This window comes from Kocuria arenosa, assembly GCF_042879215.1.
Taxonomy (GTDB): Bacteria; Actinomycetota; Actinomycetes; order Actinomycetales; family Micrococcaceae; genus Kocuria; species Kocuria arenosa.
This window is the reverse complement of record NZ_JBHZTA010000001.1, coordinates 77,875-97,077: the sequence shown is the minus strand read 5'-3', so window position 1 is coordinate 97,077 and position 19,203 is coordinate 77,875. Positions and strand designations below refer to the sequence as shown.

Sequence of the window (19,203 nt, the reverse complement as noted above, 5' to 3'; positions counted from 1 at the left end):
GGTCAGCGCTGCAGCTGCTCCGCGGCGGTGGGGTCCGAGTCGTTGAGGAACTTCTGGATGCGCTCGGCCTCATCGAACTCGCCGATCGCCGCGGCCGCCCGGCCCAGGGCCGCGAGCGCCCGCAGGAAGCCGCGGTTGGGCTCGTGGGAGAACGGGACGGGACCGTGGCCCTTCCACCCGTGGCCGCGCAGGGCGTCGAGACCGCGGTGGTAGCCCACGCGGGCGAAGGCGTAGCCCTCGAGGGTGCGGCCCTCGGCGAGGGCGTCCTCGGCGCACATGGCCCACGCGAGGGAGGCCTTCGGGAAGCGCGCGGCGAGGTCCTCCGCCTCGTCGCCCGCCTCGATGCGCTCGACCAGGCCCGGGTCCTCGGTGAGGTAGGTGGGCTCGGGTCCGCCGAGCAGGTTCTTGCCGGTGAGGCTCATGGGGGACGGGGTCCTTTCGGTGCGCGGTACGGCGGGGTCGTGCGGGACGGGCGCAGGAACGGCGGCGGCGCCCCGCTCGGGCAGGACGCCGCCGTCGTCCTCCGCGGCCGCGGAGGGTGGAACGGCTACTTGACGGAGGTCCCGGCGGAGCCGAGGTTCTGGCAGGCCTCGACCACGCGGGCGGCCATGGACTCCTCTGCCAGGGCCCCCCACACGCGCGGGTCGTACTTCTTCTTGTTGCCGACCTCGCCGTCGATCTTCAGGACGCCGTCGTAGTTGGCGAACATGAACCCGGCGATGGGGCGGGTGAAGGCGTACTGCGTGTCGGTGTCCACGTTCATCTTGACCACGCCGTAGGAGACGGCGTCGGCGATCTCCTGCGCGGAGGAGCCGGAGCCGCCGTGGAAGACGAGGTCGAACGGACGGTCCTGGCCGAGCTTTCCCCCGACCTCCTCCTGGATCTGCTTGAGCAGCTCGGGGCGCAGCTTGACCCCGCCGGGCTTGTACACGCCGTGCACGTTGCCGAAGGTCAGGGCGGTGAGGTATCGGCCGTTCTCGCCGGCGCCGAGGGCCTCGACGGTGGCGAGGCCGTCCTCGACGGTGGAGTACAGCTTCTCGTTGATCTCGTTCTCCACACCGTCCTCCTCGCCGCCGACCGCGCCGATCTCGACCTCGAGGATGATCTTGGCCTTGTTGGTGCGGGCCAGGAGGTCCTGGGCGATCTTGAGGTTCTCGTCGAGCTCGATGGCCGAGCCGTCCCACATGTGGGACTGGAAGATCGGGTCCTCGCCGCGGCCCACGGCCCGCTCCGACTCCTCGAGCAGCGGCAGCACGAAGCCCTCGAGCTTGTCCTGCGGGCAGTGGTCGGTGTGCAGGGCGATGTTGACGTCGTAGTTCTTGGCGACCTCGCGGGCGAAGGCGGCCATCGCGAGCGAGCCGGTGACCATGTCCTTGACGGAGGCGCCGGACCAGTAGGCGGCGCCGCCGGTGGAGGCCTGGATGATGCCGTCCGAGCCGGCCTCGGCGAAGCCGCGGATGGCGGCGTTGAGGGTCTGGGAGGAGGTGACGTTGATCGCCGGGTAGGCGAAACCCTTCTCCTTGGCCCGGTCGATCATCTCGGCGTAGACGTCAGGGGTTGCGATGGGCATGCTGGCTCCTTCGGTTCGGGTGTGGCCTGGCTCCCACTCTAGCCAAACCCTCGCCGTGGGACGACGGGGAGACGGTGGATGGTCGTCGCGGGTCGCCCGTCAGGCGACCGGCTGACCGAAGACGTGCCGCCGGATCCAGGCGTGCATCGCCACCGCGGCGGCGGCGGAGGCGTTGACGGAGCGGGTCGAGCCGAACTGGGCGATGGACAGGGTGGTCCCGGCCGCGGCGTGCATCTCCGGGCTCAGCCCCGGCCCCTCCTGGCCGAGCACCAGCACGCAGCGCTCGGGCAGGTCGTAGGTCTCGAGCTGCTGCGAGTCGGGGAAGTTGTCGATCCCGATCACCGGCAGGCCCTCGGCGTCCGCCCAGGCCGTGAACTCCTCGACGCTCGCGTGGTGGCGCACGTGCTGATATCTGTCGGTGACCATCGCTCCGCGGCGGTTCCAGCGCCGCCGGCCCACGATGTGCACCTCCCGGGCGAGGAACGCGTTGGCGGTGCGCACCACCGAGCCGATGTTCAGGTCGTGCTGCCAGTTCTCGACGGCCACGTGGAATCCGTGCCGGCGGGTGTCCAGGTCGGCGACGATCGCGGCCATCGTCCAGTACCGGTAGGCGTCCACGACGTTGCGCCGGTCCCCGTGCTCGAGCAGCTCCGGGTCCCAGTGCTCGCCCTCGGGCCACGGGCCCTCCCAGGGGCCGACGCCCACCGTGGGGGCGGGCGCCGGGGCGCCGGTCTCGGCGGCGGGGTCAGTCAAGCCCGAGCTCGTCCTTCGTGAAGGCGTAGAGGCAGGGCACGCCCGCCGTCTCCTCGATGCGCTCCTTGGCGCCGGTCCGCCGGTCCACGATGATCGCCACGGCCACCACGTTGGCGCCGGCCCCCTGCAGGGCCTCCACCGCGGTGAGGGCGGACCCGCCGGTCGTGGAGGTGTCCTCCACCACGACGACGTCGCGGCCCTGCACCGGGGGGCCCTCGACCTGGCGGCCCATCCCGTAGCTCTTCTGCGCCTTGCGGACCACGAAGGTGTCGACGGCCCGGCCCTGGTCCCCCGCCGTGCGCATGACCGCGTGGCCCACGGGGTCCGCGCCCATGGTCAGCCCGCCCACGGCGGCGCAGGAGATCCCGGCCTCGTCGAGCAGCGCCAGCATCACCTGGCCCACGTAGCGGGACGCCTCGTGGTGGAGGGTCACGCGGCGCAGGTCCACGTAGTAGTCGGCCTCGATGCCGCTGGCGAGCGTGACCTTGCCCCGCACCACGGCGAGGTCGATGATCAGCTGGCGGAGGCGGTCGCGGGCCGTCGCGAGGTCGACGGGCGAGAAGTCGGTGCTCATGGGTCCCAGTCTATGGGGCGGGCTCTCAGCGGGGTGCCATGCGCAGCGCCCCGTCCATCCGCACGGTGGTGCCGTTGAGGTAGTCGTTGTCGAGGAACGTCGCCACGAGCTGGGCGAACTCCCCGGGGCGGCCGAGCCGGCGCGGGAACGGCACCCCCGCGGCGAGCCCGGCCCGGAACTCGTCGCTCACCGCCGCGAGCATGGGCGTCTCGATGACGCCGGGGGCGATGGTGTTCACCCGGATGCCGGCGCTCGCGAGGTCCCGCGCCGCGGTGAGGCCCAGGCTGTGCACCCCGCCCTTCGACGCCGCGTAGGCGGCCTGTCCCACCTGCCCCTCGAACGCGGCGACGGAGGCCGTGTTGACGACCAGCCCGCGCTGGCCGTCGTCGTCGACGGGGTCGGTGGCCGCGATCCGCTCCGCGGCGAGGGCGAGGACCGTGAAGGTGCCGAGGAGATTGACGCGCAGCACGGTCTCGAACAGGTCGAGGTCGTGCACGCCGCCGCGCCCCAGCACCCGGGCGGACGGGCCGATGCCGGCGCAGTTGACCACGGTGCGCAGCGGCCCGGCGCCGGCCGCGGCCGCCACGGCCTCGCGCACCTGCTCCCGGTCGGTGACGTCGGCGGGCACGTAGCTGACGCCGACGACGTCGGGGACCTGCTCGACGGCGGCCGGGAGGTCCACGGCGAAGACCCGCACGCCGCGCCCGGCGAGCATCGCGGCGGTGGCCGCACCGAGGCCCGAGGCGGCGCCGGTGACGAGGGCGGAGGTGTCGGTGACGTCCATGCGGGGTCCTTCCGGGGAGCTGCTGGGGGGGGGCTGTGGGAGGTGCCGGGCGGTGGGCCCGGCTCAGACGAACGCGGAGACGCCCGTGACGGCGCGGCCCACGATGAGGGCGTTGATCTCGTAGGTGCCCTCGTAGGTGTAGAGGATCTCGACGTCGTTGAAGAGCTTGGCCATCTCGTGGTCGGTGACCACGCCGTTGCCGCCGAGCAGGCTCCGGCCCAGGGCCGCGGACTCCCGGGCCAGGGACGTGGTGGTGGCCTTGGCCAGGGCGGCGTGGGGCATGTCGAAGCCCCCGTCCTCCTGCAGCCGGGCGATCTGGGCCATGAGGCCCAGGGAGGCGGTCGCGTTGCCGAGGATCCGGGACAGCGGCTCCTGCACCAGCTGGAACTTCGCGAGCGGGCGGCCGAACTGCCGCCGGGCCAGGGCGTAGTCGCGGGCGACGTCGAAGATCGCGAGCTGGACCCCGGCGCCCTGCCAGCCCACCCAGGCGCGGGAGTTGCGCAGCATCTCGTTGGCGGCCGTGAAGCTCTGCGCTCCGGGCAGGGCGTCGGCGGCGGGGATCCGGACCTCGTCCAGGACGATGTCGGCGTTCTGCATGATCCGCAGGCCGATCTTGTGCTCGATCTTGGTGGCGGTCCACCCCGGGCGGTCGGTCTCCACGAGGAAGCCCTTGACGTGCCCGTCGGCGGTGTCCCGGGCCCAGACGATCGCGACGTCGGCGATCGTGCCGGCGCCGATCCAGCGCTTGGTCCCGGTGAGCACCCACTCGCTGCCGTCCCGGGTCGCGGTGGTGGCCAGGCCGCCGGCGATGTCGGAGCCGTGCTCGGGCTCGGTGAGGGCGAAGGCGCCGAGGGCCCGGAAGCGGCGCAGCTCCGGCAGCCAGCGGGCCTTCTGCTCCGCCGAGCCCAGGGCGTCGATCAGGTCGACGATGAGCTCGTTGTGGATTCCGACGAGGGCGCTCAGCGACACGTCCGCCCGGGCGACCTCGGCGTAGGCCAGCCCCCGGAACAGCCGGCTGGCCCCGGAGAGCTCGAGCTCCCCGAGCCCGTGGTCGGCCAGCGCCGGGAGCAGGTGGGCCGGGAACTCCTCGCGGTTCCAGTAGGGGGTGACCACGGGGCGGACCTCCTCCTGGAGGAACGCGTGCAGCTCGGCCAGCCGCGCGCGCTCGGGCGGCGGGAGGAGGGAGGCGAAGCAGTAGAGGTCGGCGTCCGGGAAGGGGATGCCGGAGCGGCGTTCCACGGACGGGGATTCTCCGGGCAGGACGGGAGTCATGGGTGGTCCTCTCGTCGGCCCGACACGACGGGGTGGGTCGTGTGAGCCGGGTCATACGACAACGGTGGTGGTCCCGATGGTACTGCGCGCACCCGGGCGGCGCCGGAGCGGCCCGCGCGGCGGTCAGCCCGCCGCGACCCGGCCGTGCTCGAGCACCACGACGTGCTCGGCCAGGGCGGCGGCGTCCCCGGGGTCGTGACTGATGACCAGGGCGGTCCGCCCCGCCAGCACCCGGACGAGCAGCTCGTGGACGAGGGGCCGAGCGGCCGCGTCCAGGGCGGAGAACGGCTCGTCCAGCAGCAGCAGCTGCGGCTCGGCCGCCAGGGCCCGGGCGATCGCCACGCGCTGCGCCTGGCCGCCGGAGAGCTGGGCCGGCCGGCGGTCGGCGAACTGCTCGGCCCCCACCTCGGCCAGCCAGTGCCGGGCGGCGGCCCGCGACCGGGCGCGGCCCGCCCCGCGGCTGCGCGGGCCGAAGGCCACGTTCTCGAGCACGCTCAGGTGCGGGAACAGCAGCGGCTCCTGCGCCATGAGCGCGATGCCGCGCTCGTGCGGGGGCAGCCAGCTCCCGCGCCCGGCGTCGTCGAGGTCGAAGAGCACGGCCCCGTCGAGGGTGCACCGGCCGGTGTCCGGGACGAGCAGGCCGGCGAGGACGGCGAACAGGGTGGACTTCCCCGCGCCGTTGTGGCCGGTCACCGCCACGGTGGTCCCCGGGGGGACGGTCAGCGAGAGGGACACGTCCCGGGCGGCCAGCCGGGCGGTCACGGACAGCCCCTCCGTCATCGCCGGCCCCCTGCCCGGCGCACGGGGGCGGTGAGGCCCACGACGAGCACCGCCACGACCACGAGCACGAGCGAGAGGGCGACGGCGGCGTCCGGGTCCGTCTCCCGCAGCAGGTAGATCTCCAGGGGCAGGGTCCGGGTGGTCCCCTGCAGGCTGCCCGCGAAGGTCAGGGTGGCCCCGAACTCGCCCAGGCAGCGGGCGAAGGAGAGCACCGCGCCGGACGCGAGCCCCGGCAGGACCAGGGGGAGGGTGACGCGTCGCAGCACGGTGGTGGGCCGGGCGCCGAGCGTGGCCGCGACCTCCTCGTAGCCCGCCGCCGCGCTGCGCAGCGCCCCTTCGAGACCCACCACGAGGAACGGGAGCGCCACGAACGTCTGGGCGAGCACCACGGCCACGGTGGTGAAGGCGATGCTGATCCCCGCCAGCTCGAGGTGGCGCCCGACGAGCCCGTAGCGCCCGAAGGTGTGGAGCAGGGCGATCCCGTCGACCACGGGCGGCAGCACCAGCGGCAGCAGCACCAGCGCCCGCAGCAGCCGCGCGCCGGGCAGCCGCCCACGGGCCAGCACCAGGGCCATCGGGGTGCCCAGCAGCACGCACAGCGCGGTGGAGACGGTCGCGGTGCGCAGGCTCAGCCACAGGGCGGTGCGGGAGGCCTCCGAGCTGACCAGGCCGAGGAAGCCGCCCCCGTCCACCCGGGCGAGCATCCCGAGGACCGGCAGGACCACCACCAGGGCGCCCAGGGCCGCCGGGATCCACACCCAGCCCGGGACGGTGCTGAAGCCGCGGGGACGACGCCGGGTCACGGCGCCCCGAAGCCCGCCCCGGCCAGGACCTCCCGGCCGCGGTCGCCGGCGACGAGCTCGGCGAACTGCCGGGCCAGCTCCGTCTCGTCGGAGGCCGCGAGCGCGGCGACGGACAGGCGGTTGACGGCCCGGGACGCCCGCGGGATCCCGACGACCTCGACCGCGTCCCCGGCCGAGCGCGCGTCCGTGGCGTAGACCAGGCCGGCGTCCGCCTGACCCGAGACGACCTTGCCGAGCACGTCCGTCACGGAGCCCTCCTCGCTCACCGGGCTCAGTCGCACGCCCGAGGCCTCCTCGACCCGCTCGGTGGCGGCACCGCACGGCACCTGCGGCGCGCACACCACGACCTGCACGCCCGGGTCGGCCAGGTCCCGGAAGGTCCCGACACCGGCCGGGTTGGCGGCGGGCACGACCACGGTCAGGACGTTGGTCGCGAAGACCTCGGGCTCGCCGGCGACGAGGCCGGCGTCCACGGCCCCGGCCATGCTCCGCTCGTCCGCGGTGGCGAGGACGTCGGCGGGCGCGCCCTCCGCGAGCTGCTGGACCAGGGTGGAGGACCCGGCGAAGCTCAGCGACACCTCGACCCCCGGGTGCTGCGCCTCGAACTGCTCGGCGAGCCCGGTGAAGGTGTCCGTGAGGGAGGCGGCGGCGTGGACGTCGAGGACGGTCGCGGGGGCCTCGCCGGCCCCGCACCCGGTGACGGCGAGTCCGAGGGCGGCGAGGAGGACGGCGGAGGCCCTGGGGTGCACCGCTGCCTCACTCCCCGGGGGTCTCGACGACGACGCTGGTCGACTTGACGACGGCCGTGGCCACGCGGCCGGGCTCCAGGCCCAGGTCCCGGACGGCCTCGGTGCTCATGAGCGAGACGACCCGGTGCGGGCCGCACTGCAGCTCCACCTGGGACATCACGGTGTCCGAGACGACCTCGGTGACCAGCCCCACGAACCGGTTGCGCGCCGAGCTGGCGACGCGCGCGGGGTCCTCGGGCCGGACGGAGCGCTCCTTGAGCAGGCGGGCCAGCTCCAGTCCGTCCACCACGGTCTGGCCGGTCGCACTCCGGGCGCTGTTCAGCGTGCCCTGGTCGATCCAGCGCCGGACGGTGTCGTCGCTGACGCCGAGGAACCGGGCGGCGTCGGCGATCCTGATCTCGGTCATGGCGCCATGATATCCGCGTCTGCGGTCATTCACCCGTCATGCGGGCCGCAGGTGCGGATCCTGAGGCGTCGGCGACGACCTGGCGGACGGCCTCGCCGTAGCGCTCGAGCTTGGCGTCGCCGACCCCGGAGATGCCGCGCAGCTCGCTCAGCGAGCTCGGCCGGGCCTGCGCGATCGCGGCGAGGGTCGCGTCGTTGAAGACGACGTACGCCGGTACGCCCTGCTCCTTCGCCACGGTGGAGCGCCAGGCCCGCAGCTGCTGGAAGAGCTCCTGCTGGGGCTGGTCGAGGACCGGCGGTGCGGCGGAGGTCCTCGGCGAGCGGACGGCCTTGACCCGCTCGGGCTCGCGGCGCAGGCGCACCTCCTTCCGCCCGCGCAGCACCTCCCCGGCCGCGTCGGTGAGCGCCAGGACGCCGTACTCGCCCTGCACCTGGAGCAGGCCCTGGGCCAGCAGCTGGCGCACCACCCCGCGCCACTCCTGGTCGCTCAGCTCGGTGCCGATGCCGAACGTGGTGAGCTCGGTGTGGCGCATCCGCACCACCCGCTCGGTCTCCCGGCCGAGCAGGATGTCCACCAGGTGCCCGGCGCCGAACTGCTGGCCCCGCTCCCGCTGCAGCCGCACGATCGTGGACATGAGCTTCTGCGCCGGGACCGTGCCGTCGAAGGCCTCGGGCGGGCTGAGGCAGTTGTCGCAGTTGCCGCACGCTCCGCTCGCCTCGCCGAAGTAGCGCAGCAGCTGCTGACGGCGGCACTGCACCGTCTCGCACAGCGCGAGCATCGCGTCCAGGTGGAGCGTCTGGGCGCGCTTGCGCTGCCGGTCCCCCTCCCCGTCGTCGATCATCCGCCGCTGCTGGACGACGTCCTGCAGCCCGTAGGCCAGCCACGCCGTCGACGGCAGCCCGTCCCGCCCGGCGCGTCCGGTCTCCTGGTAGTAGCCCTCGACGCTCTTGGGCAGGTCGAGGTGGGCGACGAAGCGCACGTCGGGCTTGTCGATCCCCATGCCGAAGGCGATGGTCGCGACCATGACGACGCCGTCCTCGCGCAGGAAGCGGGTCTGGTGCTGCGAGCGCAGCTCGGCGGGCAGGCCGGCGTGGTACGGCAGCGCGGTGACGCCCTGGCCGGCCAGCCACTCGGCCGTGCGCTCGACCGAGGCGCGGCTGAGGCAGTAGACGATGCCGGCCTCGCCGTCGTGCTCGGTCCGGATGAGCTGCAGCAGCTGCCGGCGGGCGTCCTTCTTGGGTCCGACACTGTACTGGATGTTGGGCCGGTCGAAGCTGGAGACGAAGACGCGGGCGTCGTCCAGGCGGAGGTTGCGGACGATCTCCTCGCGCGTCTCCGCGGTCGCGGTGGCGGTCAGCGCGATGCGCGGGATCCCGGGCCAGCGGTCGTGCAGGATCGTCAGCCCGAGATAGTCGGGGCGGAAGTCGTGGCCCCACTGGGCCACGCAGTGCGCCTCGTCGACGGCGAAGAGCGCGATGCGGGCGCGGTCGAGCAGGTCGGCCGCCACCGGCAGCCGCTCGGGGGCGAGGTAGAGCAGGTCGAGCTCGCCGGTCAGCAGACGGCTCTCGACGGCGCGGCGCTCCTCGGCCGTCTGGGTGGAGTTGAGGTACGCGGCGCGCACCCCGACCTGCCCGAGGGCGTCGACCTGGTCGTGCATGAGCGCGATGAGGGGGCTGATGACGACGCCGGTGCCCTCCCGGACGAGCGCGGGGATCTGGTAGCAGAGGCTCTTGCCGCCGCCGGTGGGCATGAGCACGAGCGCGTCGTCACCGCGGGTGACCGCCTCGATGATCTCGGCCTGCTGCCCGCGGAAGGCGTCGTAGCCCCAGACGCGGGTGAGCACCTCGAGGGGCGCGGACGGCGTCATGGGGTGCGGGGGGCGCGCGGGGCGCGGCCCGGGGGCTGGCGCGGTGCGGGAGTGGGCGGGTGGGGCGTGTGCAGCGGGGCGGTCGCGGGCCGGCCGGCCGTGACGGTCAGGGGCTCGTCGTCGATCCGCAGCGCCACCTCGCCGGCGGCCCCGTCCAGGAGCCGCACCGTCGTGCCCGAGCGGGTGATCTCCACACCGATCCGGTGGCCGCGCCACCGGAGGCGGAAGGCGATCCGGTGCAGCCCCTCCGGCAGGCGGGGGGCCAGGCGCAGCACGTCCCCGTCCGGGTCCAGCCCGCCGAACCCGCAGACCACGGCCAGCCAGGACCCGGCGGCGGAGGCCAGGTGCAGGCCCTGCTCGGCGTCCTGCTGGATGTCCCGCAGGTCCACGAGGGCGGACTCGCGCAGGTGCTCGAGGGCGAGGTCCAGGTGGCCCACGCGGGCGCAGACCACGGCCTGGACGCAGGCCGAGAGGGACGAGTCGCGCACGGTCCGCCGCTCGTAGTAGTCCAGGTCCCGGGCGGTCTGCCCGGGGGTGAACGCCTCGGAGCACCACCACAGGGCGAGCACCAGGTCCGCCTGCTTGACGACCTGGCGGCGGTAGATCTTCGCGTAGTGGAAGTGCTCCTCGACGGGGTAGCCGTCGCGCTTGGCCTCGAAGTCCCACTCGCGGTAGGTGGTGAACCCCGCGTTGGAGGGGTGCACACCGCGCACGGCGTCGTAGGGGACGTGGATCGCGTCCGCCAGCGCCCGCCACCGCTGGAGCTCGTCCGCCGTCACGGAGAGCCGCCCCACGTGCTCGCGGTGCTCCTCGCACGCGTCGGCGGCCGCCCGGAGGTTGCGCCGGGCCATGAGGTTCGTGAACACGTTGTCCTCGACCACGCCGGTGTACTCGTCCGGCCCGGTCATCCCGAGCAGGTGGGCGCGGCCCTCGTGGTCCTCGTGCACCATGGCCGCCCACACGCGCGCCGTCTCCACGAGGACGTCGACCCCGCCGACCGTGGTGAGGTCCTCGCCGGTCACGTCGGCCCACCAGCTGAAGGCCCGGGCGATGTCGGCGTTGACGTGCATGGCCGCGGTGCTGGCCGGCCAGTACGCCGACGTCTCACGCCCGTCGATGGTGCGCCACGGGAAGGAGGCGCCGTCCAGGTCCAGGACCTGGGCCCGCTCCCGCGCCCGGTCCAGGGTCGAGGAGCGCCACTGCAGGAGCCGGGCGGCGTCCCGGGGTCGCAGCAGCGCCAGGGCCGGCAGCACGAAGCCCTCGACGTCCCAGAAGGTGTGCCCGCTGTACCCGCCGCCGGTCAGACCCTTCGCCCCGACCGGGGCCCGGCTGACGCAGGCGGCCGCCTGCAGGAGCTGGAACAGGTCGAAGCGGATCGCCAGCTGCAGCTCGGGGTCGCTGTCGATCTCCACGTCGGCGCCGTCCCAGTACTCGTCCAGCTCCGCGCGCTGGTCGGCGAGCAGCCCGTCCCAGCCGCCACGCCGGGCCCCGGCCATCGCGGCGAGCACCTGGCCGCGGAGGTCGTCGGCGGGGTCGTCCGCGCCGGAGGAGTGGCACAGGTACTTCACGAAGCGCACGCTCTCACCGGGTCCGACGTCGGCGACGACGGTCGTCACCACGTGGTCCTCGTCGCACTGCGTGCTGACGGCGCCGCCGGCCGGCAGGTCGACGTCGTGCTCGACGGCCGCCGCGACCCCGATGCGGCTCTGTGCGGTGCGGTGGACCAGGACCCCGCCCGTGTCGTGGCAGTGGTGGACCTCGGGGCGGAACGGCTTCTCCAGGGCGTCGGCCACGCGCGGGTCCGAGTTCTCCACCTTGGGCGGGGTGCCGTTGACCACAAGACCGGACCGGAGCACCACCTGGACGGGCCGGTCCACCGCCTCGACGACGTAGTGGATCGCCGTCACCGGGCGCTGCACCAGCGAGACGAGCCGGGTGGACGTCAGGCGCATCCGGGCACCCCGGGGGGTGATCCACTCCGTCTCGCGGCGCAGCGTGCCCTCGCGCAGGTCGAGCAGCCGCTCGTGCCGCTCCGGCGGCGAGTCCCGCACGTCCAGGGGGACGCCGTCGACCTGCAGGTGCACGGTGCTGCCGTCGGCCACGCCGATGATGGCCTGCCCGTGCTCGGGGTGCCCGTAGCCGCCCTCGGGGTAGGACAGCGGATGGTACTCGTGGACCCCCGACATGAAGGTGCCGCGGGAGACGCTGGGCTGCGCCTCATCCAGGGTGCCACGGACGCCGATGTACCCGTTGGACAGGGCGAAGACGGACTCCAGGGCGCCGTGCGCACCGGGGTCGAGGGCGGATTCGCGGACCTGCCAGGCGGACGCGTCGATCGAGGGGTTCGGCATGGCACCACGTTAACCCCCACGGCCGGGCAGCACCCGCGGCGGGGACTCAGCGGTGGGTGAAGCGCGGCTCGCGCTTCTCCGTGAACGCCGCCATGCCCTCCTTCTGGTCCTCGGTGGCGAACAGGGCGTGGAAGAGCCGGCGCTCGAGGTGCACCCCCTGCGCGAGAGTGGTCTCGAACGCCGTGTCCACGGCCTCCTTGGCCGCGAGCACCGAGGGCAGGGACTTCGCCGCGATGGTCCCGGCGACGTCCAGGGCCACCTGCAGCAGGTCCGCGGCGGGCACGACGCGGGAGACGAGGCCCGCCCGCTCCGCCTCCGCGGCGTCGATGTGCCGGCCGGTGAGGACCATGTCCATGGCCTTGGCCTTGCCCACCGCGCGGGCCAGGCGCTGGGAGCCGCCCATCCCGGGGATCACCCCGAGGTTGATCTCCGGCTGCCCGAAGCGGGCCGTGTCCGCGGCGATCAGGAGGTCGCACATCATCGCGAGCTCGCACCCCCCGCCGAGGGCGTAGCCCGAGACCGCGGCGACCACCGGCGTGCGCACCCGGGTGAAGGCGTCCCAGCCCGCGAACCAGTTTGCGAGGTACATCTCCGGAGCGCTGCGCCCCGCCATCTCCTTGATGTCGGCGCCCGCGGCGAAGGCCTTCTCCGAGCCCGTGAGGACGATGGCCCCGATCCCGGGGTCGGCGTCCAGGGCGGCGGACGCGGCGACGACCTCCCGCAGGGTCGCGGCGTCGAGGGCGTTGAGCGCCTTGGGCCGGTTCAGGGTGATGACCCCGACCCTCCCGCGGATCTCGACCAGGATGTTCTCGTACGTGCTCCCGGAAGTGTTCCCCGGGCCGTCCTCCGGGGTGCTCCCGGGGGTGTTCCGGTGGTCGCTCCCGTGCTGCTCGCTCATGCTGCGCTCCTGGTTCGCTCGGTCGGTCGGGTCTCGGTGCTCCCGGGTGCGGTGGGGCGGTGCGGGGGCATGGCCCGCATCCTACGCAACGGCCCCGCCGTCTCCCGGCCGTGTTCCCTTGCCCTCCCGGGAGCGGCCCGCACTAGCATGGGCCCATGCGGACACTGCAGGCAGCAATCATCGAAGAGATGGGCGTGAAGCCCGAGATCGACCCCGAGCAGGAGATCGAGGCGCGCGTCGGCTTCCTCTGCGACTACCTGCGGGCCAGCGGCACGAAGGGCTTCGTGCTCGGCATCAGCGGGGGCCTCGACTCCACGCTCGCCGGCCGGCTCGCCCAGCTGGCGGTCGAGAGGCTGCGCGCCGAGGGCGGCGAGGCGGAGTTCGTCGGGGTGCGCCTGCCCCACCGGAAGCAGCACGACGAGGAGGACGCCCAGGCGGCCCTGCGCTTCGTCTCCGCCGACCGCACCATCACCTACGACATCGCCCCGGCGGTGGACGGCTTCGAGCACGGCTTCGAGGGCGCCACGGAACGGGAGATCTCCGACTTCAACAAGGGCAACATCAAGGCCCGCATGCGGATGATCGCCCAGTACGCGATCGCCGGGGAACGGAACCTCCTCGTGATCGGCACCGACCACGGCGCCGAGTCCGTGACCGGGTTCTTCACCAAGTACGGCGACGGCGGGGCGGACGTCCTGCCGCTGTTCGGCCTCGACAAGCGGCAGAACCGTCTCCTCGCGAAGACCCTCGGCGCCGAGGAGCGGCTGTGGGCGAAGGCTCCGACCGCCGACCTGCTCGACGACGCCCCGGGCCAGACCGACGAGGCGGAGCTCGGACTGTCCTACGACGACATCGACGACTACCTCGAGGGCCGCGAGGTCGACGACGCCGTGGCGGAGCAGATCGAGCACCGCTGGCGCATCACCCGGCACAAGCGCACGACCCCCGCCACGATCTTCGACGACTGGTGGCGGGCCTGACGCCCCGAGCACCGGCAGCACGACGGAGCCGCGCACCCCGGTCGGGGTGCGCGGCTCCGTCGTCGTCGGGGACCCCTCAGCGGGTGACCCAGGTCCGTCCGGCGGCGTAGTGGGCGGTGTAGCCCTTCGAGAAGCGCTGACGCGCCTCGGTGCCGTAGCGGTACTCGTCGGTGACGGGGAAGCCCCAGCCGCGCTCGGAGCCGGCGGCCTTCCACGCCCGTCCGATGGCCCCGTACTGCTTGATCGCGCGGGAGCCCGTGCCGGGGCTCCACATGACCATGGTGGAGCGCCCGTCGCGGCGGAAGACCTGGTACGCGCCACCGGTCACCGGGCGCTCGTCCGTGACAGGCAGGCCGAAGTTGTGCTCCCGGCCGGCCGAGACCCACCGGACGCCGATGGATCCGTAGTTCTTCACGGCCATCGCCCCGTAGCCGGGGGCCCAGTAGATGGTGGTGGTGCGGGTGCCCTTCCGGAACTGCTGGTAGACGCCGCCCTCCAGGAGACCGCCGCGCTCGTTCATGGTGGGCTCGCCGAGCACGGCGGCCCCGCCCAGGCGCTGGTACTTGGTGCCGATCGCCCCCCGGACGGCATAGGTCGGCGCGGTCACCGGCGGCACGAACCCCTGCGCCGGGCTCGCGAACGTCCCGGGCACGGCCTGCCCGGCCGGATAGGCGTAGTAGTAGATCGTCAGATAGGTCTCCCACCCGGGGCCGCCCGGGCCCGACGTGGCGACGTGGCTGACCCCGATCCCGAGGTGGGTCAGGTCCCGGGCGAACTGGTCGGTCCCGTTGCGGGGAAAGAAGTCCAGCAGGTAGTGCGTGAGGGCCTCGACCGCGTCGGTGCCCTCGAAGGCGCCGGTGAAGACGCCCTTCCCGTAGTACTGGTCCATCCGGACGCCGCCGGCGGGGGCGCCCGTCCAGGGGTCCGGGTTGCGCGACTCCTTCCGGGCCCCGGCCATGGTCTGCGCCCACTGCTGGGCGTTGCGGGACAGCGCGGTGTTGTAGACCAGCGGGGCGCGCCTCGCCTGGCCGCGGTGGTCGTTGACGATCTTGAAGGCCTCGGTGATGTGCTCGACCGTGGTCGGGTGGGCGTCGGCCGCCGCCGCCCCCGCCAGACCGCCCGCGGCCGGGGCGCCCGCGGCCGGGGCACCGACGGCCGGGTCCTCCGGGGCCGGCGCCGGAGCGCCGGCCGGGGCGGCGTCGGTGCCCGAGCCCCCGTGCAGGCTGAGAGCGGGCGCGCCGGCGGTGCCGGACAGCTCGGAGTGCTCGGGCGGATCGGCCGGAGGAGTCGGTGCGGCGAGCGCCGCCGGTACGCCGCCGAGGAGGAGGGCGAAGGTGGTGGACACGACGAGCGCGGTCCGTGCGAGGTTCATGGGGGGTCTCTCCCTGCTGGGGGCGGCGCCGCCGGGGGCACGGGCCAGCAGGAAATTAGCATGTGCAATCTCCGAGGGGAAGGCTTCGCCGGGAAACCCCTGGTCCCCCGGCGCGGCGCCCGTGCAGCCCCGAGGGTTCAGCGGACGGAGACCCGGCGGTACAGGCCCCAGCCCAGCAGCGCGAGCAGCACCGGCGCCGCCGCGGCCGGCAGCACGAGCCCCTCCGGGAACCCCGCGGCGCCGGCGGCCGCCGCGGAGCCCGGTGCCGTCGCGGCGACTCAGAGGAGCACGGCCAGGGTCGTCACGACGGTCCCGATGATGGGCAGCGTCAGCGTTACGGGGCCGCCCCGGACGTACACCGTGGCGAAGACCGCCCCGATCAGCTGCGCGCCGAGGTAGAGCAGGAACGCCACGAGGAGGGCCCGCGCCGGGGATCCACCGGCGAAGGGGGCGACGTCGAACGCGGGCAGGCCCAGGAACCTTCCGCCGGTGACGCGCTCGAGGAGCAGGAAGGCGGTGAGGACGGCCGCGGCCGGCAGGGCGTGGAGCACGAAGGTCGCCACGGAGCCCCACCACATCGACCGGCGGGTGGCCCCCAGCGCCAGGGCGAGCGGCGTGGACGAGCAGGGCGACCCCCGGCCACCAGATCGGCACCTGGTTGTAGCGCAGCCCCGCGGCCACGGCGTCCACCGGGGCGCCCAGGACGACGTGCAGCACGACCCCGGCCGGCAGGCTGAGCAGCCCGGACACCGTGATGACGCCCACGACCGTCCAGACCCCGGCGGACCGGTTGACGGTGTTGAGCTTGAGGACGGGAGTGAGTCGTGACATGGCGGAGGTCCTCTCAGGCGTTCTGGAGCTGGTCGGCGGCCACCGGGACGAGTCCGTGGGCGGTGACGGCCGACTGGAGGGAGACGGCCTCGATCTCGATCCCGTGGCGCGCGGCGGCCGCCCGGGTGTCGTCGTCGAGGGGCGCCGCCACGGTCACGGTGCGCAGGGCGCCGATCCGCTGCTCGCGGGACACCTGGTGCTCGAGCTGCCGCTCGGTCAGGTAGCCGGCGACGTCGGCGGCGGGACCCGCGAGCGTGTGGGCGCTGGCGCGGGCGGTCTCGAGGCCGGTGTCCAGGACGAGCCGGCCGCGGTCGAGGAGCAGCACGTGGTCGAGGAGGTGGGCCACCTCGTCGACCAGGTGTGTGGAGATCACCACGGTGCGCGGGTGCCGTGCGAAGTCCTCCAGGAGCCGGTCGTAGAACAGCTCCCGGGCCACCGGGTCCAGCCCGCCGTAGGGCTCGTCCAGCATCGTGAGCTCCGCGCGGGACGCGAGGCCCAGGACGATGCCGAGGGCCGTGTGCTGACCCGTGGAGAGCTTCTTGGCCCTGGTCCGCGGCGGGAGCCGGAGGTCCTCGGCGAGACGGCGGGCGAGCTCCGCGTCCCAGCCGGGGTGGAAGGCCGGCGCGGCCTCGAGGACGTGGCGGCCCCGGAACTCCTCGGGATAGCGCTGCCGGTCCCGGAGCAGCACCGTGCGGGAGAGCGCCTCGGGGTTCTCCCACCCGGGGCGGCCGAACAGTTCGACCCGCCCGCCGCCGTCGGGGCGGACCTGCTGGCCGATCACGGAGAGCAGGGTGGTCTTGTCGGACCCGTTGCGCCCCACCAGGCCGTAGATCCGGTCCGGGACGAGGTCGAGGTCGACGCCGTCGAGGGCCCGGGTCTCCCGGTAGGTGCGGGAGACGCCGCGGAGGGCGACGACAGGGGATGGCGTGCCGTTCATGGGGTGGACTCCTGACGGGTCGGTGCGGCGGCCTCGTTCCGGCCGAGCGCGGAGCGGACGAGGTCCAGGACGCCCTCCGGCGGGAGCCGGAGGGAGTGCGCCTCGGTGACGAGCGGTGCCACGAAGCGGTCGGCGAACTCCTGCCGCCGCTGCTCGAGGAGCCGTTCCCGGGCACCGGCGGCGACGAACATGCCGATGCCGCGGCGCTTGTAGAGGATCCCGCGGTCCACGAGGCGGTTGAGGCCCTTGCCGGCGGTGGCCGGGTTGATCCGGTAGAAGGCGGCGAACTCGTTGGTGGACGGGACCTGGGTCGCCTCCGGATAGGCACCTGCGAGGATGTCGGCGCAGATCCGTTCGGCGATCTGCTGGAAGATCGGGCGGTCGTCGGCGATCATGCCCACCCTCATCACTGGTTCACTAGTTATGTAACTAACCATGGCACCTGGAGAGGTGCGGTGCAGGCGGGTGCTGGGAATCGCCGTCCGGGCCAGCCGGTAACGTGGAGCCCATGAGGATCGCCACCTGGAACGTGAACTCCGTCCGCGCCCGCGCCGACCGCGTGGAGGCGTGGCTGCAGCGCTCGGACGTGGACGTCCTGGCCATGCAGGAGACCAAGGCGAAGGACGACAACTTCCCCTGGGAGCTCTTCGAGTTCATGGGCTACGACGTCGCCCACTTCGGCCTCAGCCAGTGGAACGGCGTGGCGATCGCCTCCCGCGTGGGCCTCGAGGACGTCGAGCGCACCTTCCCGGGCCAGCCCGCCTTCGGCAAGCCCGGCGAGGAGCCAGTGCAGGAGGCCCGGGCGATCGGGGCCACGTGCGACGGCGTGCGCGTCTGGTCCCTCTACGTCCCCAACGGCCGCGGCCTGGAGGACCCGCACATGCCCTACAAGCTGGAGTGGCTGCGCGTGCTCAAGGACCACGCCAAGCAGTGGGTCGACGCCGACCCGCAGGCGCAGGTCGCCCTGGTGGGCGACTGGAACGTGGCCCCGCAGGACGAGGACGTGTGGGACCTGCAGTTCTTCCTCGACAACGGCCTGACCCACGTCAGCGCGCCCGAGCGCGCCGCCTTCCGCGCCTTCCTCGACGAGGCCGGCTACCAGGACGTGGTGCGGCCCCGGCACCCCGGTCCGGGCGTCTACACGTACTGGGACTACAAGGGGCTGCGCTTCCCGAAGAAGGAGGGCATGCGCATCGACTTCCAGCTCTACTCCCCCGCCCTGGCCGACCGCGTCACGAACGCGTCGATCGACCGCGAGGAGCGCAAGGGCAAGGGCGCCTCGGACCACGCCCCCGTCGTCGTCGAGATCGCCTGAGCGGCCGTGGCCCAGCTGCTGCAGGTCGGCCGGACGTTCCGCTCGGCCACCGGGATCCCCCACCAGTTCGCCCTGCGGGTGTACGTGCCCGCCGAGGAGCTCGACGCCGTGTACGCCCCTCTCGTACCCCGGGCGCTGACCCCCGAGGAGGCCGGGGTCAACGAGCTGACCGAGCAGCTCGCCCGCCTGGCCGAGCCGGGCCAGGAGCCGCTGCCCCCGGCCGTGGAGCCGCTGTGGACCCTGCCGTTCTCCGCGGCGCCCCGCGGCCGGGACATGCTCGCGGCGGGGGTCGGCGACTTCCCCGTCTACCACCCCCCGCAGCGGCTGCGGCGCTCGCTGCGGCTCGTGGCGCTCGCCGAGGAGGAGGGCGGCCAGCCCCTGCCCAACCTGCTCATCCCCGAGGACGCCGTCCGGGCCGCGGGCGAGCGCGTGAGCCGGGAGCACTTCGTGCCCGTCCACGCCCGCCAGTCGGCGTTCACGGTGCCCATGGCGTGGTTCTCCCTCTTCACCGCCCAGGACCACACCGAGAGCTTCCACCACGGCAACCGCGTGCACCGGTGCGCGGTGCCGGTGGATCTCGCGACCCGCCGGGTGGTGCGCGCCGCGCAGGTGGTGGAGGACGCGGGCGGGGAGGACCTGGAGGACCTCGCCGAGGACCTCACACACCTGGGCCGGTGGCTCGGGGCGTTCTCCGCCAACTCCCTCGTGGTCCTGCACTACGGCTCGCTCGCGGACCCGTTCCAGCCGGACGAGAGCCCGCAGGACTTCTCGGACGCCGTGGAGCTGCTGGCCTCCCGGGACGCCCACGGCGCCGCCGTGGCGTTCCGCCGGCTCATGCACCGCTGGCTGCGCCTCGCGCACCTGGAGAGCGCCAGCTGAGCCCTCCCGGGGACCACCCGTCGCACCGCCGTGGACCCGCCCGTCAGCCGGGGACTCGACAGTTCCCCATGTCGAAGGGGTA

Annotated in this window: 20 protein-coding genes; 3 read left to right on the top strand and 17 right to left on the bottom strand. The window is 73.8% G+C overall.

Annotation, left to right across the window (positions count from 1 at the left end; genetic code table 11):
- Positions 1-2: 2 nt before the first annotated feature.
- The 13 genes from ACFYE3_RS00475 to ACFYE3_RS00415 all read right to left on the bottom strand — a co-directional run bounded on the left by ACFYE3_RS00475 (position 3) and on the right by ACFYE3_RS00415 (position 12,807).
- Positions 3-422, bottom strand: coding sequence for a DUF3151 domain-containing protein (locus ACFYE3_RS00475; RefSeq protein ID WP_298584880.1), 420 nt, complete (start codon positions 420-422; stop codon positions 3-5).
- Positions 423-547: 125 nt separating this feature from the next.
- On the bottom strand, positions 548-1,570 hold the full coding sequence (gene fbaA / locus ACFYE3_RS00470; RefSeq protein ID WP_368830875.1) for a class II fructose-bisphosphate aldolase: 1,023 nt from the start codon (positions 1,568-1,570) through the stop codon (positions 548-550).
- 99 nt (positions 1,571-1,669) lie between these two features.
- Positions 1,670-2,323: a TrmH family RNA methyltransferase gene (locus ACFYE3_RS00465; RefSeq protein ID WP_387605847.1), complete on the bottom strand. Its 654-nt coding sequence runs from the start codon at positions 2,321-2,323 to the stop codon at positions 1,670-1,672.
- Positions 2,316-2,897 (bottom strand): orotate phosphoribosyltransferase, encoded by a 582-nt coding sequence (gene pyrE / locus ACFYE3_RS00460; RefSeq protein WP_387605850.1) that lies wholly within the window; start codon positions 2,895-2,897, stop codon positions 2,316-2,318. The genes ACFYE3_RS00465 and pyrE overlap by 8 nt, the downstream gene beginning before the upstream one ends.
- Before the next feature lie 25 nt (positions 2,898-2,922).
- Positions 2,923-3,681: an SDR family NAD(P)-dependent oxidoreductase gene (locus ACFYE3_RS00455; RefSeq protein WP_387605852.1), complete on the bottom strand. Its 759-nt coding sequence runs from the start codon at positions 3,679-3,681 to the stop codon at positions 2,923-2,925.
- A gap of 63 nt (positions 3,682-3,744) precedes the next feature.
- Positions 3,745-4,953, bottom strand: a complete 1,209-nt coding sequence (locus tag ACFYE3_RS00450) for an acyl-CoA dehydrogenase family protein (protein ID WP_387605855.1) — start codon at positions 4,951-4,953, stop codon at positions 3,745-3,747.
- A 123-nt stretch (positions 4,954-5,076) separates the two neighbouring features.
- Positions 5,077-5,733, bottom strand: coding sequence for a sulfate/molybdate ABC transporter ATP-binding protein (locus ACFYE3_RS00445; protein WP_387605856.1), 657 nt, complete (start codon positions 5,731-5,733; stop codon positions 5,077-5,079).
- The gene (locus tag ACFYE3_RS00440; protein WP_387605859.1) at positions 5,730-6,536 is read right to left on the bottom strand and encodes an ABC transporter permease; all 807 of its coding nucleotides are present in this window, start codon (positions 6,534-6,536) and stop codon (positions 5,730-5,732) included. Before ACFYE3_RS00440 ends, ACFYE3_RS00445 begins: the two co-directional genes overlap by 4 nt.
- On the bottom strand, positions 6,533-7,285 hold the full coding sequence (gene modA / locus ACFYE3_RS00435; protein WP_387605861.1) for a molybdate ABC transporter substrate-binding protein: 753 nt from the start codon (positions 7,283-7,285) through the stop codon (positions 6,533-6,535). Before modA ends, ACFYE3_RS00440 begins: the two co-directional genes overlap by 4 nt.
- Positions 7,286-7,292: 7 nt before the next feature.
- Entirely contained in the window at positions 7,293-7,691 is a 399-nt protein-coding gene (locus ACFYE3_RS00430; protein WP_387605864.1) for a TOBE domain-containing protein, read from the bottom strand.
- Positions 7,692-7,716: 25 nt separating this feature from the next.
- On the bottom strand, positions 7,717-9,558 hold the full coding sequence (gene recQ, locus ACFYE3_RS00425) for a DNA helicase RecQ (protein ID WP_387605866.1): 1,842 nt from the start codon (positions 9,556-9,558) through the stop codon (positions 7,717-7,719).
- The gene (locus tag ACFYE3_RS00420; RefSeq protein WP_387605868.1) at positions 9,555-11,909 is read right to left on the bottom strand and encodes a glycoside hydrolase family 65 protein; all 2,355 of its coding nucleotides are present in this window, start codon (positions 11,907-11,909) and stop codon (positions 9,555-9,557) included. The genes recQ and ACFYE3_RS00420 overlap by 4 nt, the downstream gene beginning before the upstream one ends.
- Positions 11,910-11,955: 46 nt before the next feature.
- On the bottom strand, positions 11,956-12,807 hold the full coding sequence (locus ACFYE3_RS00415; RefSeq protein ID WP_387605870.1) for an enoyl-CoA hydratase: 852 nt from the start codon (positions 12,805-12,807) through the stop codon (positions 11,956-11,958).
- 155 nt (positions 12,808-12,962) lie between these two features.
- On the opposite strand from ACFYE3_RS00415, the gene nadE reads away from it, so the two are divergent.
- Positions 12,963-13,787, top strand: coding sequence for an ammonia-dependent NAD(+) synthetase (gene nadE / locus ACFYE3_RS00410; RefSeq protein WP_387605872.1), 825 nt, complete (start codon positions 12,963-12,965; stop codon positions 13,785-13,787).
- A gap of 76 nt (positions 13,788-13,863) precedes the next feature.
- Here the strand turns inward: nadE and ACFYE3_RS00405 are convergent, their stop codons facing one another.
- The 4 genes from ACFYE3_RS00405 to ACFYE3_RS00390 form a co-directional block, all read right to left on the bottom strand.
- On the bottom strand, positions 13,864-15,159 hold the full coding sequence (locus tag ACFYE3_RS00405; protein WP_387605875.1) for a CAP domain-containing protein: 1,296 nt from the start codon (positions 15,157-15,159) through the stop codon (positions 13,864-13,866).
- 278 nt (positions 15,160-15,437) lie between these two features.
- The gene (locus tag ACFYE3_RS00400) at positions 15,438-15,722 is read right to left on the bottom strand and encodes a hypothetical protein (RefSeq protein WP_387605876.1); all 285 of its coding nucleotides are present in this window, start codon (positions 15,720-15,722) and stop codon (positions 15,438-15,440) included.
- Between the two features lie 281 nt (positions 15,723-16,003).
- On the bottom strand, positions 16,004-16,927 hold the full coding sequence (locus ACFYE3_RS00395) for an ATP-binding cassette domain-containing protein (RefSeq protein ID WP_387605877.1): 924 nt from the start codon (positions 16,925-16,927) through the stop codon (positions 16,004-16,006).
- A complete protein-coding gene (locus ACFYE3_RS00390) occupies positions 16,924-17,322 on the bottom strand; it encodes a GntR family transcriptional regulator (RefSeq protein ID WP_387605880.1) in 399 nt (132 codons plus the stop codon). Before ACFYE3_RS00390 ends, ACFYE3_RS00395 begins: the two co-directional genes overlap by 4 nt.
- A gap of 113 nt (positions 17,323-17,435) precedes the next feature.
- Here ACFYE3_RS00390 and ACFYE3_RS00385 point away from each other — a divergent pair, with 113 nt between their 5' ends.
- Positions 17,436-18,242 (top strand): exodeoxyribonuclease III, encoded by an 807-nt coding sequence (locus ACFYE3_RS00385; protein ID WP_387605881.1) that lies wholly within the window; start codon positions 17,436-17,438, stop codon positions 18,240-18,242.
- A gap of 6 nt (positions 18,243-18,248) precedes the next feature.
- Positions 18,249-19,121 (top strand): hypothetical protein, encoded by an 873-nt coding sequence (locus tag ACFYE3_RS00380; protein ID WP_387605883.1) that lies wholly within the window; start codon positions 18,249-18,251, stop codon positions 19,119-19,121.
- Positions 19,122-19,203: the final 82 nt, after the last annotated feature.

Bases quoted from the DNA above. Each gene is read 5' to 3' on its own strand.
- ACFYE3_RS00395 (WP_387605877.1), bottom strand. From the start codon at position 16,927: ATGAACGGCACGCCATCCCCTGTCGTCGCCCTCCGCGGCGTCTCCCGC.
- ACFYE3_RS00450 (WP_387605855.1), bottom strand. From the start codon at position 4,953: ATGACTCCCGTCCTGCCCGGAGAATCCCCGTCCGTGGAACGCCGCTCC.
- ACFYE3_RS00405 (WP_387605875.1), bottom strand. From the start codon at position 15,159: ATGAACCTCGCACGGACCGCGCTCGTCGTGTCCACCACCTTCGCCCTC.
- fbaA (WP_368830875.1), bottom strand. From the start codon at position 1,570: ATGCCCATCGCAACCCCTGACGTCTACGCCGAGATGATCGACCGGGCC.
- ACFYE3_RS00415 (WP_387605870.1), bottom strand. From the start codon at position 12,807: ATGAGCGAGCAGCACGGGAGCGACCACCGGAACACCCCCGGGAGCACC.
- ACFYE3_RS00420 (WP_387605868.1), bottom strand. From the start codon at position 11,909: ATGCCGAACCCCTCGATCGACGCGTCCGCCTGGCAGGTCCGCGAATCC.
- nadE (WP_387605872.1), top strand. From the start codon at position 12,963: ATGCGGACACTGCAGGCAGCAATCATCGAAGAGATGGGCGTGAAGCCC.
- ACFYE3_RS00445 (WP_387605856.1), bottom strand. From the start codon at position 5,733: ATGACGGAGGGGCTGTCCGTGACCGCCCGGCTGGCCGCCCGGGACGTG.
- ACFYE3_RS00390 (WP_387605880.1), bottom strand. From the start codon at position 17,322: ATGATCGCCGACGACCGCCCGATCTTCCAGCAGATCGCCGAACGGATC.
- ACFYE3_RS00455 (WP_387605852.1), bottom strand. From the start codon at position 3,681: ATGGACGTCACCGACACCTCCGCCCTCGTCACCGGCGCCGCCTCGGGC.
- ACFYE3_RS00385 (WP_387605881.1), top strand. From the start codon at position 17,436: ATGAGGATCGCCACCTGGAACGTGAACTCCGTCCGCGCCCGCGCCGAC.
- pyrE (WP_387605850.1), bottom strand. From the start codon at position 2,897: ATGAGCACCGACTTCTCGCCCGTCGACCTCGCGACGGCCCGCGACCGC.
- ACFYE3_RS00475 (WP_298584880.1), bottom strand. From the start codon at position 422: ATGAGCCTCACCGGCAAGAACCTGCTCGGCGGACCCGAGCCCACCTAC.
- recQ (WP_387605866.1), bottom strand. From the start codon at position 9,558: ATGACGCCGTCCGCGCCCCTCGAGGTGCTCACCCGCGTCTGGGGCTAC.
- ACFYE3_RS00430 (WP_387605864.1), bottom strand. From the start codon at position 7,691: ATGACCGAGATCAGGATCGCCGACGCCGCCCGGTTCCTCGGCGTCAGC.